Genomic DNA, 15,855 nt, shown 5'->3' with positions numbered 1-15,855 from the left:
AATATTCGCGTCACCGACCGGTGCGGTGGGCCTTCGAGCCTGCCGATGAGGTCATGGCCCCTCAGGGGGCAGAGCGCAGGTCAGGAGGTCCGAGGGCGGGCGTGCAGAAGAAGGTGCTCGGCGAGCAGTTCCAGGGCCGCCCGGCTGTCGTCGCTGTTGCGGTCGACGAGCCAGCTCATGTTGAGGCCGTCGATGACCGACTGCACGTACCGGGCCAGCACCGGCACGGGCACCGCCCACTCGATGTCCGCGTTGTCCGCGGCCAGTTCGAGCAACGAGACGAACGCCCCCAGGGAGATCTCGTACTGCCTCTTCGCCACGTCCTCGAAACCGTCGTTGCGCAGCCCGTACTGCGTGAGCTCGTAACTGATCCGGTGCTCGCCGGGGTTGGCCTCGAAGCCCTTCCAGAAGGCGTGGAGGCTGTCGAGAACGCTGTCGCGGATCTCCTTGTGCGGCGCGAACAGGCCCCGCACCTCGGCGACGAACCGCTCGGTGAGGGTCTCCGTGACGAGTTCGAGGAGGTGCGCCCTGGAGTCGAAGCAGTAGTGGAAGGCCCCGAGGGTCATACCGGCCTCGCTGACGATCGCGCGCGTGGTGGCCTTGGCCACCCCGTCCCGTGCCATGACCCGGATCGCCGCTTCGAGGAGCTCGGCCCTCCGGTCGCTCGCCGCCATACGGGGCACGCCTTCTCCTCTCCTCACCTGCCGACTGCGCACGCCGGCCGTCGCTGGGGGCAGGCAGCCGTCGTCAGCCCAGGATGAGGACGCCAGGAGAAGTAAGTCAAGCGTCCAGGACGCTTGACTTACTTCCGGGCGGTGAGCGACCGTAACGGCGATCGGCACCCCACGGGCACCCACCCTCAGGAGGCAGGAGTGCGGCCGAAGGCCACGGTTGTTCTGGACGGATTCGGCATTCTGGAATGTCTGCGCTGGCACGGCGACGCGCTCTGGTTCTGCGATCTCGCCCACGGGACGGTGCACCGCTGGGACACCGTCGGACAGCCCGAGACGGTCGTGGAGGTGCCCGGCCGGGCCGCCGGCCTCGGCTTTCTGCCGGACGGCCGCATGCTGGTCGTCTCGATGGAGGGACGCTGCGTCTACCGGCGGGAGCCGGACGGCTCCCTCGTCGTACACGCGGACCTCAAGGACATCGCCGACGGCAACGCCAACGACATGTTCGTCGACAGGCAGGGCCGGGCCTACGTCGGAAACTTCGGATTCGACTACCACGGCTTCGTCAGGGAGAAGCCCAACTCGATGCTCTACGCGCCGCCGGGTGTGCCCAGGACGCCGATCGCCTGCTACTCGCCGACCGGCGAACTGCTCGGCCTCAGCGAACCGCTGGTCTTCCCCAACGGCCTGTTCCTCACCGACGACGGGCAGACCCTGCTGGTCGCCGAGACTCTCGCGATGCGGCTCACGGCGCTGCCGGTCCTGCCGGACGGCCGCCTGGGCCGCCCACGCCCCTGGGCTCCCCTGATCCCGCCCTGGTTGTGGAAGGCCCTCAACAACCCCGGCCCGATCGGCCATGTCACCCGGCGCGTCTCCGCTCTCCTGGACCACCCGGCGATCGCCGAGCGTTCCAGCAGCCCCATCGCCCCGGACGGCATCGCGCCCGGCAGGGACGGCACGGCCTGGGTGGCCAACGCGCTGCGCGGCGAGTGTGTGCGCGTCGGCCCCGGCGGCACCATCCTCGACCGCGTCTCCACCAGCCGACGGACGCTGAGCTGTCTGGTCGCCGGGCCGAGGGGCGACACCCTGTACGCGGCGACCGTATCGACCGACGATCCGGTGCGGGCGGCACAGCTCAACTCCTCGCGGCTGGAGGCCTACGTCCTGCCGTCCTGATCTCGGATCTCGGATCTCGGGTCCGGATCTCGGGTCCGGATCTCGGGTCCGGATCTCGGGTCCGGATCTCGGGTCCGGATCTCGGGTCCGGATCTCGTCCTTCGGCTCACTTCTTCTGGAGTCTCCATGCACGGACAGCGGACGGACGCCACCCTTCCCGTCCACGACGACAGCGCGCACGGCGGGAGGCGACGGTGAGCGTCGTCATGGTGACCGGTGCGGCCGGCGGGATCGGTGCCGCGACCGCGCGCGAGGCGGTTCGCCGCGGACACCGCGTCGTCCTCGCCGACATCGACGTGGCGGGTGCCACCCGGCTCGCCGACCGGCTCGGTTCCGCTGCTCTCGCCGTGGAACTCGACATCCGCGACGAGGACGCCTGGGAGGCTGCCTTCGAAACCGCCGCCTCGCGGCTCGGGCCCGTCGAGGTCCTCATCAACAACGCCGGGATCATCCACACGGGCTACGCACGGCAGCTGTCCATGGCCCAGCACCGCCACATGGTGGAGGTCAACCTGATCGGCCCGATGACGGGGATGATGGCCGCACTGCCCCGGATGCGCGCACAGGGCCACGGGCACATCATCACCATCTGCAGCATGAGTTCGTTCATGCCGCTGATCGGCTACACCAGTTACGGCGCGACCAAGCACGGGCTGCGCGCCTTCCACCACAGCGTCGCCATCGAGGAGCGGGACGGACCGGTCACCTTCAGCATCATCCATCCGCCCGGCACCCGGACGCCGATGCTGGAACAGGAGATGGCCGACCCCAGCTCGGTGATCACCTTCGCCGAGAAGCCGCTCACCCCCGAAGCGGTCGCCTCGGTGATCGTCGACGCGATCGTGAAGAAGCCCGTCGAGGTCGTTCACCCCGCGCTCGCCGGACGCTTCCAGCGGGTCGCGGGAGTGTTCCCCCGGCTCATGCACTTCGCGATTCCGCGGGTGGCGGCCATGGCCAGGCGCCGCAGCCCGGGCGCCGGTGCGGCCCCGCCCACGACCCGCGAGCGGGGAGACAGCGCATGAGACCCGAACCGGCCTCCGCCAGGGCCACGCACACGCCACGCGGCTGCTCCCTGTGACACCTACGACCACCGGCTCTTCCGACAAGGACAAAGAGGCACCATGGCGCGCATCACCGACCGGACGATCCTGATCGTCGGTGCCTCGTCGGGCATCGGCGCGGAGGTCGCGCGCCACCTCGCGCGCGGGGGCAACCGGCTCGTCCTCACTGCGCGGCGCGAACCCGAACTGACCGCCGTCGCCGACAGCGTACGGGCCCAGGGCAGCGACTGCCTGGTCGTCGCCGCCGACGCCCTCGACCCGCGAGCAGCAGCCGACGTGGTGACGGCCGGCGTGGCGGAGTACGGGTCCATGGATGTCGCACTGCTCAACGCCGGGCAGGGTCCGGACATGTCCATGGACCAGGTGGGAGTGGCGGACGTCTCGCGGATCATGGCACTCAACTACGACGTCGTCGTCAACTACCTCGTCCCTCTCATCGCGCAGATGGGCAGCCAGACAGGCGGCGGCCTGATCGCCCACACCAACTCCCTCGCGGGCCTCATGGGCATCCCCCGCCAGGGGCCGTACTCGGCGGCGAAGGCGGCCGCGCGCACACTCATCGACTCCGCACGCGTCGAACTGGCCCCCAGAGGAATCCGGTTCACCTCGGTCCATCCCGGCTTCGTCGCCACCGAACGCATCAGCGGGGACGGCCTGCCCAAACCCTTCCAGATCAGCCAGGAACGTGCGGCGCGGTACGTCGTGCGTGCCCTGGAGAGGGAACCGGCGCAGGCGTACTTCCCTTGGCAGACAGCGACGCTGGTGCGCACGCTGCGCGCTCTGCCCACGCCGGTCTCCTCCCTGGTTCTCCGGAAACTCGCATCCCCGTAGGAACGCCATGTCCCACAGCCCCACCCCCGAGCCTTCTCCAGGAACGAGTCGCAGCACCTCGGCGACCATCTCGCCGAACATCCTGCGGTACCTCTCCCTGGTGGCCGACGAGTACGACGTCGACCTCCGGCCGCTCCTCAACGAGGTGGGACTGGACGAAACGGTGATGCGTTCCGCGGCGCTCCGGGTCTCCTACCGGCAGGGCAGCGCCGTGATCCGCCGCGCGGTGGAACTCACCGGCGACGCACACCTGGGACTGCGCGTCGGCGCCGCCCAGCACCTCACCGCCTGGGGCCTCCTCGGCTTCGCCCAGATGGCTGCCGACACGCTGCGGGACGCCATCGAAGCGGGGGTACGGTTCCAGAACCTGTCCGGGGCCATGGTCGTCTGGTCGGCCGAGGAGGAGGCCGCGGGCTACGTGGTGCGGGCGGAACTGCCCGACCCCGCCCTCGATCCCGCCGTGGCGGTCTTCCTCGCCGAGGAGGCGTTCGCCAGCGTCGTCTGCCTCACCCGGCTGAGCTCCGGGGACGAATTCGCCCCGCGGAGCGTCGAGTTCGCCATCCTCGCCCCGCGCGACACCCGGCCGTTCGAGGAGTTGTTCCGCTGCCCCGTGCGTTTCGGCGCCACGCAGAACCGCATGGTGTTCCCCGCCGCCTGGGCCCGCCGGACGATGCCGGGACGGGACCCCGTCACCTTCGCCGCGGTGATGGCGCTCCTGGACGAACAGCTGACCTCTCGTCGCGACCAACAGGAACTGCTGGAGGTACTGGAGGTCTCGATCGCGCAGAGCCTGCCCGACGTGCCGCCCTTCGTCGAACAGGCCCGCCGGCACTCCTCCAGCGAACGCACCCTGCGCCGCCGTCTCGCCGAGTCGGGCACGACGTACGAAGCGGTTGTCGACGGAGTGCGCCGCGAGCGGGTCGAACAGCTGCTGCTCCGACCGGAGTTGACCCTGCGGGACGTGGCCCGGCAGGCCGGATTCTCCGACGGGCGGGCCCTGCGGCGTGCCGTGCAGCGCTGGCACGGTGTGGCGCCGGCGCGGCTCCGCGGCGAGACGATGGAGCAGGCCGGGCGCGCCGGCATCTGACGCCGGGCGCCCGTGGCCCGGTCAGCGGGTGTGGATCCAGATCGTCTTCTCCCTGGTCCACTGTGCGAAGGCGTCCATGGATTTCTCGACGCCGCCGAACCCGGACTGCTTCCAGCCGCCGAAGGGAGTGGTGATGTCGCCTTCGCTGTAGGAGTTGACGGAGACCACTCCGGCTTCGATCGCGCGCGCCAGCCGGACCGCGGTGTCGAGGTCGCGGGTCCACACCGATGCGGCGAGTCCGTACTCGGTGGCGTTCGCCTTCCGTACCGCCTCGTCCTCGGACTCGAACGTCTCGACGGTGACGACAGGTCCGAACAGCTCTTTGGTGAGCACGTCGCTGCCCGCGGGGACGCGGCTGACGACGGTGGGCGGATAGTAGGCGCCGTGCTGCGGCAGGCCGGGCGGCAGCCCTCCGGTGTGGATGGTCGCTCCCGCCGAGCGGGCCGCCTCCACCGCCGCCGAGACGCGGTCGAGGGCGGTGGTGCTGATGAGGGGCCCCACCTGGGTGCGCGGGTCGGCCGGGTCGCCGATGACCAGGCCCTTCGCGGCAGTCGTGAACCGGTGCAACACCTCCTCGGCGATGCTGTGGTGGACCAGGACGCGGGAGCCGGCCGTGCAGTTCTGGCCCATCGTCAGGAACGCGGCCTCGATCATGTTGTCGATGAGGTCGTCCCCGTAGGCGAGGGCGTCTGCCATCAGGACCTGCGGACTCTTGCCGCCCATCTCCAGGGAGACCCGCTTGAAGTTGGTCTCCGCCGCCGCGGCCAGGATCCGGCGCCCGGTGGCCGTGGAGCCGGTGAACGACAGTGCGCGCACCAGCGGGTCCCGGGCGAGCGCGGTTCCGGTGACGGGTCCCAGGCCGGGGAGGACGGTCAGCACACCGTCGGGCAGGCCCGCCTCCGTGGCCAGGGCCGCCAGGTGCAGGGTGGAGCGTGGAGTCGCCTCCGCCGGTTTCAGCAGCAGGCAGTTGCCTGCCACGAGGGCCGGGCCCACCTTCCAGGCTGCCATCGCCAGGGGGTAGTTCCAGGGCAGGATCGCGGCGGCCACTCCCACCGGCTCGCGGCTCACGAGCCCCAGGCTGTCGTGCCCGGTGGGGGCGACGCGTCCGAAGACCTTGTCGGCCGCCTCCGCGAACCAGCGGATCGACTCGATCGCCCCCGGCACGTCGCCGGTCCGGCACTCCGTGATCGGTTTGCCCGCGTCCTCGCTGTCCAGCCCGGCCAGGAACTCGGCGTCGCGCTCCATCAGGTCGGCCAGGCGCAGCAGCACCGCGGCACGCTCCCGCGGCGGCAGCCCGGACCAGACACCGCTCTCGAACACGCGGTGTGCCTGCTCGGCCGCCCGGGCGACGTCGTCCGCGCTCGCGGCGGGCACCGTGGTGATCAGCTCACCGGTCGTCGGGTTCACGACACGCAGCGTCTCCCGTGTGTCCGTGCTCGTCCCGCTCATGCTTCCTCCACCAGTTCCCACCGGCCGTCGACCCGACGGGCCAGTCCTCTGTCGCGCAGATCGTCCAGGTAGCGGGCCTGGCCCCGCTCGCCACGCTTGCGGAACAGCGGGAAGAGTCTGGGCAGCAGGTTCGGCGCCAGCATCGCGAACCGCACCAGGCGGGACTCGCCGGGCCGGACGTAGGCCTCCAGACGGGGCTTGTCCAACAGGCTCACGACCGCCTTGACGACGTCGGCGGGCTGTTGCGGCGGGTCCTGGAACTGCATGGAGTTCCCGCCGTCCACGGCCTCCTGGCGCAGCATCCGGGTGTCGGTCGCCGACGGCAGTACCGAACCGGCCTTGATGCCCTTGTTCCGCAGGTCGAGCCCGATGGCGAGCATCGCGCCGCGCAGCCCGAACTTGGACGCGGTGTAGATCGGGGTCTCCCCCAGCGGGAAGATCCCGCCGAGGGACACCGTGGTGACCACCCGGGGATCGCCGGATGCCCGCAGCAGGGGGATGGCGATCCGTGTGGTGACCAGCGGGGAGAGCAGGTTGAGATCGATCTCCTGCTCGATGCTCTCCACGCTGCGTACGTCGAAGCGCTCCGCGCTGGTCATGCCGACGTTGTTGACCAGGACGTCGATGCGGCCGTGGGCGGCGCCGACGCCGTCGAGCGTCCGCTCCACCGCGGCGCGGTCGAGCAGGTCGCAGCCCACGCCGACGTGCCCGCTGCCGGGCAGGTCGGCGGCGGTCCGCTTCGCCCGCACGTCGTCGATGTCGACCACGACGACGCGTGCGCCGCCGGAGGCGAACCGGTGGCACATGGCGCTCCCGATGCCGCCGGCACCGCCGGTCACCAGGATGATCTTGTCCCGGAAGTCGTACGTCATGACGCCACCGCTTCCGGCCGCACGGACGCCGTCCGAGGTGGGCGGCCTGCGGTGCGCCAGCCCATGCCGGACGCGACCTTGTTGAGGTACTTCACGAAGGCCTCGCTGTGGACGTATCCGGTGTGGCGGGGGGAGTCGACGAACTTCAGTCCGCCGGTCAGGTCCGGCCGGTCGCTGCGGATCATGCGGGCGAACCGGTCCGCGGTGGGCCGGCCGTCCTGTGTGTCCTGGACGAACGAGGCGATCAACTGGGCCTGTGAGTCGAAGAGTTGGTACGCCCCGGAGTTCGTCTCTACGAAGCCGACGCCGAACAGGCCGTCGTGCTCACGGGAGAACGCCGACAGGTACAGGTCGGGGTGCTGTTCGTCGCCGAAGTACTTCTGGGCGGCGGGAACCCTGTGCAGGTATCCCGTGGCCAGCAGGATGAGGTCGAAGTCGTCGCGGGTGCCGTCGGCGAAGTACACCGTGCGGCCCTCGGTGCGGGCGATGGCGGGCTTCGCCGTGACGTCCCCGTGCTGCAGGTGGTGGATCAGCATCGAGTTGATGGCGGGGTGGGTCTCGAACAGCTTGTGGTCGGGCTTTTGCAGACCGAGCCGCCGCGGATCGCCGTTGACGAGCCGGAGCAGTCCGCCGAACACCTTCTGCTGCAACCACATCGGCAGGTGGGGGCCGCCGTCCGCGATGGTGTCCACCGGCCGCCCGAACAGGTGCTTGGGGATGAACCAGTAGCCGCGCCGCATGCTGATCGCCGCGTGGTCCGCGGAGCGTGCCGCGTCGCAGGCGATGTCGAGGCCGGAGTTCCCCGCGCCGACCACCAGCACCCGCTTGCCGCGCAGTTCGTCACTGCCGTGGTAGGTGACGGTGTGGCGGATCTCGCCGGTGAAGTCGCCCGGCAGGTCAGGGATGTTGGGGTGCCACTGCGATCCCGTGCACACGACGACCTGCCCGTGCACGCTCGCCCGCCCGTCGGCACGGGTGACGGTCCAGGTGCCGTCCTGGTTCTTCTCGACGCTGCGGACCTCGGTGCCGAACTCGATCCGGTCCCTGAGTCCGTACGCCTCGGCGAACGAGGTCAGGTAGGACAGGATCTGGCGGTGCGGCGGGTAGTCCGCGAAGTGGTCGGGCATCGGATAGCCGCCGAACCCGGAGAGTGTCCTGCTGGAGATGAAGTGGGCCGATTCGTACATCGGGCTGCCGGGATTGTCGATGTCCCAGAGACCTCCCGGCCCCGTGTGCCGCTCGATGTGCGTGTACGGCAACTCCCGCTCGGCCAGCGCCCTCGCGACCGCGAGCCCCGCGGGTCCCGCCCCGATGACACATGTGTCGTACTGGTTCTCACTCACCAGTCCGCCTCCCTTTCCCTGACGCAACAGGCGATGTGTAGAACCTACGCACGCGGTGATCCGCGGGAACTGACCCGTGCGGCCAGAGAGAGGACCTCAGCGGCCACCAGCGGACGCATGTTTGATATACGAACGTTCTGATAGCCTCCGTTCATGACCCTCCCCCTGGCTGTCGGTGTGATGCTGCCCCGTGACATAGGCCCCGACGAGGTGCTGCCGTTCGCACGTCGCGCCGACGCGCTCGGTTTCGACGAGCTGTGGGTCGTGGAGGACCTCGGCTTCCGGGGCGGAATCGCACAGGCGGCCGCCGTCCTCGCCACCACGTCCCGACTGCGTGTGGGCATCGGGGTGTTGCCCTCGGCGGTACGCAACGCGGCCTTCGCCGCCATGGAGATCGCCACACTCGCACAGCTCTTCCCGGGGCGCATCGACGTCGGGATCGGTCACGGCATGCCGGACTGGATGCAGTCGGTCGGCGCACGAACGCCTCGCCCGTTGCGCCTGCTGGAGGAACAGCTGGAAGCGGTGTCGGCACTCCTGCGCGGGCAGGCCGTCGACACCTCGGCATCCGGTGACCATGTACGCCTGGAAGCGGCACAGTTGGATGCTTCGGCCGTGCCGACGACGCCTCCGCCCCTCCTCGCCGGTGTCCGCGGCCCCCGCTCGCTGGCCCTCTCGGGACGGGTCGCCGACGGCACGGTGCTCGCCGAGCCCTGCACCCCCGAGTACGTCCGCGAAGCGATCACGCGGATCGCAGCCGTCCGCCCGCACCGCGTCGTCACGTACAACGTCGCCCACGTGCATGACGACGAGGCCGCCGCCCTCGCTCAGGTGCGTCCGGCACTGGAATGGATCGGCGAGCCCGACTGGGCACCGCACCTGCGGCCGCTCCCCTTCGGCGAGGAGTTCGCGGCGCTGCGCTCGCAGTGCGCGAGCCGCGCGGAGTTCGCACGCCGGATGCCCGGCGAGTGGGTCGCCCGCCTCGCACTCGCCGGCACACCGACGCAGGTCCGCACCCGCCTCGACGAACTGGCCGCCGCGGGGGCGACGAGCGCGGTCCTCATCCCGACGGGACCGGATCCGCTGGGATCGCTCGACTCACTCGCGAGGGTGCTGTGACCCGCACCCGCCGCACGGACCCCGAGCGGCGCGAGCGCATCGTCGAGGCCGTGCTCGACGTGATCGCCGAGCACGGCACCCCGGGCGCGACGTACCGGTCCATCGCCCAGGCCGCCGACGTTCCCCTGGGATCGATGACCTATCACTTCCCCACCCGCGACGACATGCTCCTCGCCGCGTTCGCCCACCTCGCCGACACCATGCACTCCCGCTTCGACCAGATCCTCACGACGCTGCCGCCCGGGACGGACCCCCGCGAGGGAGTGGTACGCATCGTCGTCACCCAGGGCGACGGTCACGAGCGCGACATGGTCCTGGTGGCCGAGCTGTACGCCCTGGCCGTGCGCGATCCCCGCTACCGCGAGCTCATCCAGCACTGGATGCTCCGCTCGCGCACCTCCCTCGAACGGCACTTTCCCGCGGAGCTCGCGCCCATGATCGACGCGCTGTTGGAAGGCCTCGTCCTGCACAGCCACATCTCGACCGAGCCGTTCGACCTCGACCGGGTCCGCCAGGCCGTGCACCGCCTGGTCGGCCCTCTGCCGAGCTGACCGGTCCGCAGCGCCTGCCCACGGTCGCGCGGACGGCACTTGGAGCGCACCCGCACACCGTACGCAACCGACTTCCTGGAGACCACGTATGCCCAAGGACCCCGGCCCGGCCCGCCGACGGGCGGCTCTGCTCGTCGCGTTCCTCGTCACCGGGCTGTGCATCTCCACATGGGTCTCCCGGACACCGGCGATCCGGGATGCCACGGGAGCGAGTACCGCCGAGATGGGCTTCATCATCGCGGGCCTGTCGGTGGGTTCCATGATCGGTATCGCACTCGGCGGGCAGCTCGTCGCGCGAAACGGCGCCCGCTTCGTCATCCTGTGGGGCATGGCCGCCGTGGTCACGGGTGTGGCCGTCGTGGCCCTCGGAACGCTGGCGGGGACAGGCTGGCTGGTCGCGGCGGGCCTGGCGTTCTTCGGCTGCGGGATGGGTTCGGGGGAGATCGCCCTGAACGTCGAGGGGGTCGCCGTGGAGGCCGCGATGGGCCGAACCGTCGTCCCTGGGCTGCACGGCTCCTACAGCCTCGGGACCTGCGTCGGCGGCTTGATGGGCCTCGCCGCCGGCCTGCTGTCCGTCCCGGTCGTCACACACCTCACGACCGTGGCCGTCCTGTCCGCCGGAGCCTCGTGCTGGCTCGTGGCGAACCTGCCGTCCGCGACGGGCCGCACGGACCCGCGCCCCGGGGACACCACGGCCGTGCCCGGTCCCACCAGCGCCTCGCCCCGCGCCATATGGCGAGAGCCCCGCACGGTGGGCATCGGAGTCATCGTCCTCGGCATGGCCCTCGCCGAGGGATCCGCGAACGACTGGCTGCCCCTCATCGTCGTCGACGGCTTCGCCCTGTCCGCCACCGTCGGCGCACTGATCTACGCCCTCTTCGGAGCGGCGATGGCTGTCGGACGCTTCAGCGGCGGCTTCCTCCTCGACCGGTACGGCCGTACCCCCGTCATGCTCGCCAGCGCCGGACTCGCGGTGGTCGGAATCGGGACGGTCTCCCTGGCACCCCACATCGCTCTCGGCGCCTTCGGCGTGATCCTGTGGGGACTCGGCGCGTCCCTCGGGTTTCCCGTCGCGCTCTCCGCCGCCGGCGACGACCCGGCCGACTCGGCTCGCCGCGTCAGCGCCGTCGCGACCATGGGCTACACCGCGTTCCTCGTCGGGCCGCCGATCCTCGGACTCGTCGGTGAGCACGTCGGGTTGCGGCCGTCCCTCATGATCGTGCTCACGGCGGTAGCGGTCTCCGCGCTCTTCTCCCGCTCCGTCGCCAAGCCTGCCCGGCCCGTGCGGGCCGAGGCAGCGCACGAGGTGTGCCCGACCAAGTCGTCGGGCTGACGCGCCCGGATCACAGGCGACCCTCAAAGCCCAGTCCCTCAAAGTCCCGTCCCTCAAAGCCCCTTCACGGCCGCGGCCAACCGGGAGACGGCCGCCAGATCCGGCAGGCTGCGCAGACAGGCGACGACCTGGCCGCTCGCGAACTCCCGTTGCGCGGCGGTGACGGTCGGATCGATGGCGCACTCGGCCTGTACGCGGACGTAGTTGAGTTCTGTCGCGAAGAGCATCGAGAACGACTGCGGACCTTCGACTGTGGCGCGACCTCCGGCGCTTCGATAGGCGCGGACCAGCCGCCGGGCGGAATCAGGGTTCGCTTGATTCCGCCCGGACCATACGTACACGGCGCGCGCCAGCTCTCGTTCCGCCGAAACCGGTCCCGCGTTGTCCCAGTCGAGGAGGACCGGCCCGTTCGTCCCGACCAACACGTTCTGTGGCTGCAGGTCGAGATGCGAAAACACCAGGTCAGCGGGGTCGGACGAGGTCACCCGCCGCGTCAGCTCCGCCGCGGTGGTGGCGATGAACCCGCCCAGCGCGTCCGACCAGGGCACCCCGGCCTGCCGAACGTTCTCGTGCAGCACTTTCCACTGATCGTCCCCGGGGCACTCCTCGTACCAGGAGTTGGGCGTCTCACTCGTACCGGGCCCCGCCGTGTGGAGCGACCCCATGGCCCTCCCGAACCAGTCGAGGATGTCCGGATCGGACAGGTCCGCGGGGCTGCCGTCGATCCAGTCGTACAGCTTGACGAAGGAGCCTCCCCCAGATGCGGTCGGCTGCGAGACGTGTGCGCCGTCGCGCGTGGGAATGAGCCGCGGTGACGCTATGCCCAGGTCCTCCGCCGCCTGCCGCAGGGAAGCCTCCCGGCGAACCTGCTCCTCGTCGCAGCCGAAGAGCAGCTCCTTCACCGCCCAGGAGGAGCCGTTCCCTGACAGCTTCCAGATCTGGCCCAACGCGCCACGCGTGACGGGTGTCATCGTCCAAGGCCCCGCGCCGAGCGCGTAGGTCTCAGCGATGAGGTCGACGGTGTCGTACATGCGAGCGCCTTTCCGATGCCTATGGCCGGCGCCGACTATAGGACAGCGCTTGCTGCGACGGTGCCGAATATCGCGTACGGCCCTGGATGTCCCGGTGCTAGATCTGGGTCTCGCCGCCGTCGATGTACAGGTTGGCTCCGAGGATGAAGCTGCTCTGTTCCGAAGCGAGGAAGGCCACCACGTTGGCGACCTCGTCCGGGTGCCCTATCCGGTCGAGTGGAATGCCTGCGGCGAACTGGTCCTTGGTGACGGGTGCGCTCCCGGTACTGACGACCGCATCGAGTCCAGGAGTGTCGATCGTGCCCGGGGAGATCGCGTTGACCCGGACGTTGCGCTCCTTGAGCTCGTTGGCCCAGGTCCGGGCGTAGGACCGGATGGCCGCCTTGGAAGCCGCGTACGTGCCGAAGGCCACGACTCCGTCCCCGGCGCGGACCGAGGAGTTGAGGATCACCGATGCGCCGTCGTTGAGCAGCGGCAGCGCCTTCTGCACGGTGAGCAGCGTGCCGAGCACGTTGACGTCGAAGGTCTGGTGGAAGTGCTGCTCGGTGGTCTGCTCCAGGGTCGCGAACGATGCGCTCGCCGCGTTCGCGAAGACCACGTCCAGGCCCCGGCCCCGAGCACGGACCGCGTCGTACAGGCGATCCAGGTCGGCCGGATCGGAGATGTCCCCCACCACTCCGGTGGCTCCCGCCGGGCCGATGAGGTCCACGGCCGCGTCCAGTTCGGCCTTGCGCCGGCCGGTGATGAACACGTGCGCGCCCTCGGCGGCGAGCCGGACGGCGGTTGCCATGCCGATCCCGGTGCTGCCGCCGGTAATGACTGCGGTCTTGTCCTCAAGCTGTCCCACGAACCGACCTCCGTATATTTCAGTACCGTTCGGTACTGAAATGGACCGTAGCATATCTGCACCGATCAGTACGGAAGAGATGTGCGTGACGGCGTGGAGACGCGGGGCGGCAGGAAGCGGGCGGCAGAAGGAGTCGGTCGGCACGTCGAAGGGCTTCGACATCCACGAGGGCTCGAACGCCGAACGGGGCCGGGCCACCAGGCGCAGTCGCCTCCTGGTGGGCCGGCCCCGTTCAGGCCGTCGGTGTTCGGGGGCCTGCCGTGCGGACTCGGCGGCCGGGCAGGGGAGTTCGCCCGCGCGGTCGTCCGCCTCGGCGGTCAGCTCACCGCGCGCACCGCGTCGCGGATCAGGTCGGCGACGGCCTTGGGCTGGGAGACGGCGACCGCGTGCGAGGCGCCCTCCAGCTCGACGACGGTCGCCCCGGCACGCTTCGCGCCGAACCGCTCGACCTCGGGATTGATCGCCTGGTCCGCGCCGGCCACCAGCGCCCAGGAGGGCTTGGTCTGCCACGCGGCGGCGGAGGCCGTCTCCGTGAAGGCACCGGCTGCGAGCGGGCGCTGGGCGACCGCCAGGACCGTCGTGACCTCTTGCGGCACGTCCGCGGCGAAGACCGACGGGAAGGCATCCGCGGTGATGGTCACCTCAGTTGCCGAGTCGCCGCCCCCGACGGGGTACGTCCACTCCTTCAGGTTGCTGACCAGTGGCGAGTCGGGGAATCGGCCCTGCAGTTCACCAAGGCTCTCGCCCTCCTCGAGGACGTACGCCGCGACGTAGACCAGTCCTACGACGTTGTCGGTGGTACCCGCCACGGTGATCAGCGCGCCGCCGTAGGAGTGGCCGACCAGCACGACGGGGCCGTCGATCTGCGCGGCCACGGAGGCGACATGGGCGGCATCGGCGGCCAGCCCGCGCAGCGGGTTGGGCGGGGCGATCACCGGAATGCCGTGGCTCTGCAGCTCGGTGATGACGCCGGACCAGCTGGCCGCGTCGGCGAAGGCGCCGTGGACCAGGACGACGGTCGGAGTGGACGTGCTCATGTGTGGGTTCTCTCCTGGATCAGACGGTGTGCAGGGCAGTGCGCAGGGTGCCGACGGCCAGGGTGATGGCGGCCTCGGCGGCATGGGTCTCGCGCAGCGCGTTGAGCATGACGAAGTCGTGGATGATGCCCTGGAAGCGCACGGCGGTCACCGGAACACCGGCCTCACGCAGCTTGTTGGCGTACGCCTCGCCCTCGTCGCGCAGCACGTCCGCCTCGCCGGTGACGACCAGGGCCGGGGGCAGACCGGTGAGCTGCTCGGTGGTGGCGCGCAACGGGGAGGCGGTGATCTGCGCGCGATCGGCCTCATCGGTCGTGTACTGGTCCCAGAACCACTGCATGCCGTCCCGGCGCAGGAAGTAGCCGGTGGCGAACTGGTGGTACGAGCCGGTGTCGAAACTCGCGTCCGTGACCGGGTAGAACAGCACCTGCTGCACCAGCGGTACGTCACCGCGCTCCTTGGCCATCAGGGTCAGCGCGGCGCTCATGTTGCCGCCGACGGAGTCACCGGCCACGGCCAGCCTCGTCCCGTCCAGGCCCTTGGCCGCGCCCTGCTGGACGATCCACTGCGCGACCGCGTAGTTCTGCTCGACGGCCACCGGGTAGCGGGCCTCGGGCGACAGGTCGTACTCGGGGAAGACCACTGCCGCCTCCGCACCGACGGCCAGCTCGCGCACCAGACGGTCGTGGGTGTGGGCGTTGCCGAACACCCAGCCCGCGCCATGGATGTAGAGGATCACCGGCAGGGTGCCGGTCGCCCCCGCGGGCTTGACGATGCGCGCTCGGACGCTGCCTGTCGGACCGCCCGGTACGGTGATCCACTCCTCGTCGACCGCGGGCTTGTCGATCTCGCCCGACTGCACCTCGTCGACGGTCTTTCGTCCCTCCGCCAGAGGCAGATCGAACAGGTACGGCGGGTTGGCGGTCGCCTCGGCGAAGGCGGCCGCCGCGGGCTCCAGGACCGGTTGGACGGTCTGAACCGGCTCGTCGGAGTGGGACATGTGCATCTCCAGTGTTTCGTCGGTGCGCCGGCTCATCCGGCGCCAACGGCCTGACTCCGGCGCAGTACCTCGTGCGGCAAGAAGCCGTGCGCGAAGCGCTGTGGGCTGTCGTTCGTCACGCCAGGGCCGGCCGGCAGGTTCAGGTTGTCGGCGAGTGCACGGTCATTGGCCTGACAGTGCACAGAGTCGGCGCCTGCCGCGGGCGGTGGGCCGCAGCACTGCGGCCGGGCCGGGCAGCATCGTCGCGGCCCGGGTCCCCGCTGAGAGAAGCCAAACAGAGGCAGGTCCGGAGCTCCAGGCACAAAGCAGGCAGAAAGTCTGCCGGGTCGGCCGCGGTCCCCCGTTGTGCGCGCTGGGAGCGGTTCGGTGCCCGCTGGCAACAGTTCGGTGCGCTCAGGGAATCGAGAGGCACCCCGAGGAGGCACTGGCGTGCGGGAAGCAGAGAGG

15 protein-coding genes are annotated in these 15,855 nt (G+C 70.4%); 7 read left to right on the top strand and 8 right to left on the bottom strand.

Translation table 11 applies throughout. The annotated features are described in order from the left end of the window. Positions 1–80: 80 nt before the first annotated feature. The gene (locus tag KUF83_RS06875) at positions 81–674 is read right to left on the bottom strand and encodes a TetR/AcrR family transcriptional regulator (RefSeq protein ID WP_217453708.1); all 594 of its coding nucleotides are present in this window, start codon (positions 672–674) and stop codon (positions 81–83) included. A 141-nt stretch (positions 675–815) separates the two neighbouring features. Here KUF83_RS06875 and KUF83_RS06870 point away from each other — a divergent pair, with 141 nt between their 5' ends. From KUF83_RS06870 to KUF83_RS06855, 4 genes are all read left to right on the top strand, one after another. Continuing rightward, positions 816–1,847 carry an SMP-30/gluconolactonase/LRE family protein gene (locus KUF83_RS06870; protein WP_308402929.1) on the top strand — a complete coding sequence of 344 codons (1,032 nt, stop codon included), beginning with the start codon at positions 816–818 and terminating at the stop codon, positions 1,845–1,847. A gap of 194 nt (positions 1,848–2,041) precedes the next feature. Continuing rightward, positions 2,042–2,869: an SDR family oxidoreductase gene (locus KUF83_RS06865; RefSeq protein WP_308402928.1), complete on the top strand. Its 828-nt coding sequence runs from the start codon at positions 2,042–2,044 to the stop codon at positions 2,867–2,869. Between the two features lie 99 nt (positions 2,870–2,968). After that, complete coding sequence (locus tag KUF83_RS06860; RefSeq protein WP_217453660.1) at positions 2,969–3,739, top strand: SDR family oxidoreductase; 771 nt, start codon at positions 2,969–2,971, stop codon at positions 3,737–3,739. 7 nt (positions 3,740–3,746) lie between these two features. Next, positions 3,747–4,826: an AraC family transcriptional regulator gene (locus tag KUF83_RS06855; protein ID WP_217453659.1), complete on the top strand. Its 1,080-nt coding sequence runs from the start codon at positions 3,747–3,749 to the stop codon at positions 4,824–4,826. Between the two features lie 21 nt (positions 4,827–4,847). Here KUF83_RS06855 and KUF83_RS06850 read toward each other — a convergent pair whose 3' ends face one another. From KUF83_RS06850 to KUF83_RS06840, 3 genes are read right to left on the bottom strand one after another with little or no spacing between them, the layout of a single operon-like run. Continuing rightward, on the bottom strand, positions 4,848–6,275 hold the full coding sequence (locus KUF83_RS06850; RefSeq protein WP_217453658.1) for an aldehyde dehydrogenase family protein: 1,428 nt from the start codon (positions 6,273–6,275) through the stop codon (positions 4,848–4,850). Next, positions 6,272–7,147 (bottom strand): SDR family oxidoreductase, encoded by an 876-nt coding sequence (locus tag KUF83_RS06845; protein ID WP_217453657.1) that lies wholly within the window; start codon positions 7,145–7,147, stop codon positions 6,272–6,274. Before KUF83_RS06845 ends, KUF83_RS06850 begins: the two co-directional genes overlap by 4 nt. Continuing rightward, complete coding sequence (locus KUF83_RS06840; protein WP_217453656.1) at positions 7,144–8,490, bottom strand: NAD(P)/FAD-dependent oxidoreductase; 1,347 nt, start codon at positions 8,488–8,490, stop codon at positions 7,144–7,146. The genes KUF83_RS06845 and KUF83_RS06840 overlap by 4 nt, the downstream gene beginning before the upstream one ends. Positions 8,491–8,643: 153 nt before the next feature. On the opposite strand from KUF83_RS06840, the gene KUF83_RS06835 reads away from it, so the two are divergent. The 3 genes from KUF83_RS06835 to KUF83_RS42770 all read left to right on the top strand — a co-directional run bounded on the left by KUF83_RS06835 (position 8,644) and on the right by KUF83_RS42770 (position 11,493). Then, the gene (locus tag KUF83_RS06835) at positions 8,644–9,609 is read left to right on the top strand and encodes an LLM class flavin-dependent oxidoreductase (protein WP_217453655.1); all 966 of its coding nucleotides are present in this window, start codon (positions 8,644–8,646) and stop codon (positions 9,607–9,609) included. Beyond that, positions 9,606–10,160 carry a TetR/AcrR family transcriptional regulator gene (locus KUF83_RS06830; RefSeq protein ID WP_217453654.1) on the top strand — a complete coding sequence of 185 codons (555 nt, stop codon included), beginning with the start codon at positions 9,606–9,608 and terminating at the stop codon, positions 10,158–10,160. The genes KUF83_RS06835 and KUF83_RS06830 overlap by 4 nt, the downstream gene beginning before the upstream one ends. 88 nt (positions 10,161–10,248) lie before the next feature. Then, positions 10,249–11,493, top strand: coding sequence for an MFS transporter (locus KUF83_RS42770; protein ID WP_217453653.1), 1,245 nt, complete (start codon positions 10,249–10,251; stop codon positions 11,491–11,493). A gap of 53 nt (positions 11,494–11,546) precedes the next feature. On the opposite strand, the gene KUF83_RS06820 is transcribed toward KUF83_RS42770, so the two are convergent. The 4 genes from KUF83_RS06820 to KUF83_RS06805 all read right to left on the bottom strand — a co-directional run bounded on the left by KUF83_RS06820 (position 11,547) and on the right by KUF83_RS06805 (position 15,408). Further along, a complete protein-coding gene (locus KUF83_RS06820) occupies positions 11,547–12,524 on the bottom strand; it encodes a phosphotransferase enzyme family protein (protein ID WP_217453652.1) in 978 nt (325 codons plus the stop codon). 97 nt (positions 12,525–12,621) lie between these two features. Continuing rightward, entirely contained in the window at positions 12,622–13,371 is a 750-nt protein-coding gene (locus KUF83_RS06815) for an SDR family NAD(P)-dependent oxidoreductase (protein ID WP_217453651.1), read from the bottom strand. Positions 13,372–13,688: 317 nt separating this feature from the next. Then, positions 13,689–14,408, bottom strand: coding sequence for an alpha/beta fold hydrolase (locus tag KUF83_RS06810; RefSeq protein ID WP_217453650.1), 720 nt, complete (start codon positions 14,406–14,408; stop codon positions 13,689–13,691). Positions 14,409–14,427: 19 nt separating this feature from the next. Continuing rightward, positions 14,428–15,408 carry an alpha/beta hydrolase gene (locus KUF83_RS06805; RefSeq protein ID WP_217453649.1) on the bottom strand — a complete coding sequence of 327 codons (981 nt, stop codon included), beginning with the start codon at positions 15,406–15,408 and terminating at the stop codon, positions 14,428–14,430. Positions 15,409–15,855 lie beyond the last annotated feature (447 nt).

This window comes from Streptomyces sp. BV286 (genome assembly GCF_019090165.1).
Taxonomy (GTDB): domain Bacteria; phylum Actinomycetota; class Actinomycetes; order Streptomycetales; family Streptomycetaceae; genus Streptomyces.
This window is presented reverse-complemented; position numbering and strand designations above follow the sequence as displayed.

Bases quoted from the DNA above. Each gene is read 5' to 3' on its own strand.
- KUF83_RS06875 (WP_217453708.1), bottom strand. From the start codon at position 674: ATGGCGGCGAGCGACCGGAGGGCCGAGCTCCTCGAAGCGGCGATCCGG.
- KUF83_RS06860 (WP_217453660.1), top strand. From the start codon at position 2,969: ATGGCGCGCATCACCGACCGGACGATCCTGATCGTCGGTGCCTCGTCG.
- KUF83_RS06855 (WP_217453659.1), top strand. From the start codon at position 3,747: ATGTCCCACAGCCCCACCCCCGAGCCTTCTCCAGGAACGAGTCGCAGC.
- KUF83_RS06850 (WP_217453658.1), bottom strand. From the start codon at position 6,275: ATGAGCGGGACGAGCACGGACACACGGGAGACGCTGCGTGTCGTGAAC.
- KUF83_RS06845 (WP_217453657.1), bottom strand. From the start codon at position 7,147: ATGACGTACGACTTCCGGGACAAGATCATCCTGGTGACCGGCGGTGCC.
- KUF83_RS06835 (WP_217453655.1), top strand. From the start codon at position 8,644: ATGACCCTCCCCCTGGCTGTCGGTGTGATGCTGCCCCGTGACATAGGC.
- KUF83_RS42770 (WP_217453653.1), top strand. From the start codon at position 10,249: ATGCCCAAGGACCCCGGCCCGGCCCGCCGACGGGCGGCTCTGCTCGTC.
- KUF83_RS06820 (WP_217453652.1), bottom strand. From the start codon at position 12,524: ATGTACGACACCGTCGACCTCATCGCTGAGACCTACGCGCTCGGCGCG.
- KUF83_RS06810 (WP_217453650.1), bottom strand. From the start codon at position 14,408: ATGAGCACGTCCACTCCGACCGTCGTCCTGGTCCACGGCGCCTTCGCC.
- KUF83_RS06805 (WP_217453649.1), bottom strand. From the start codon at position 15,408: ATGTCCCACTCCGACGAGCCGGTTCAGACCGTCCAACCGGTCCTGGAG.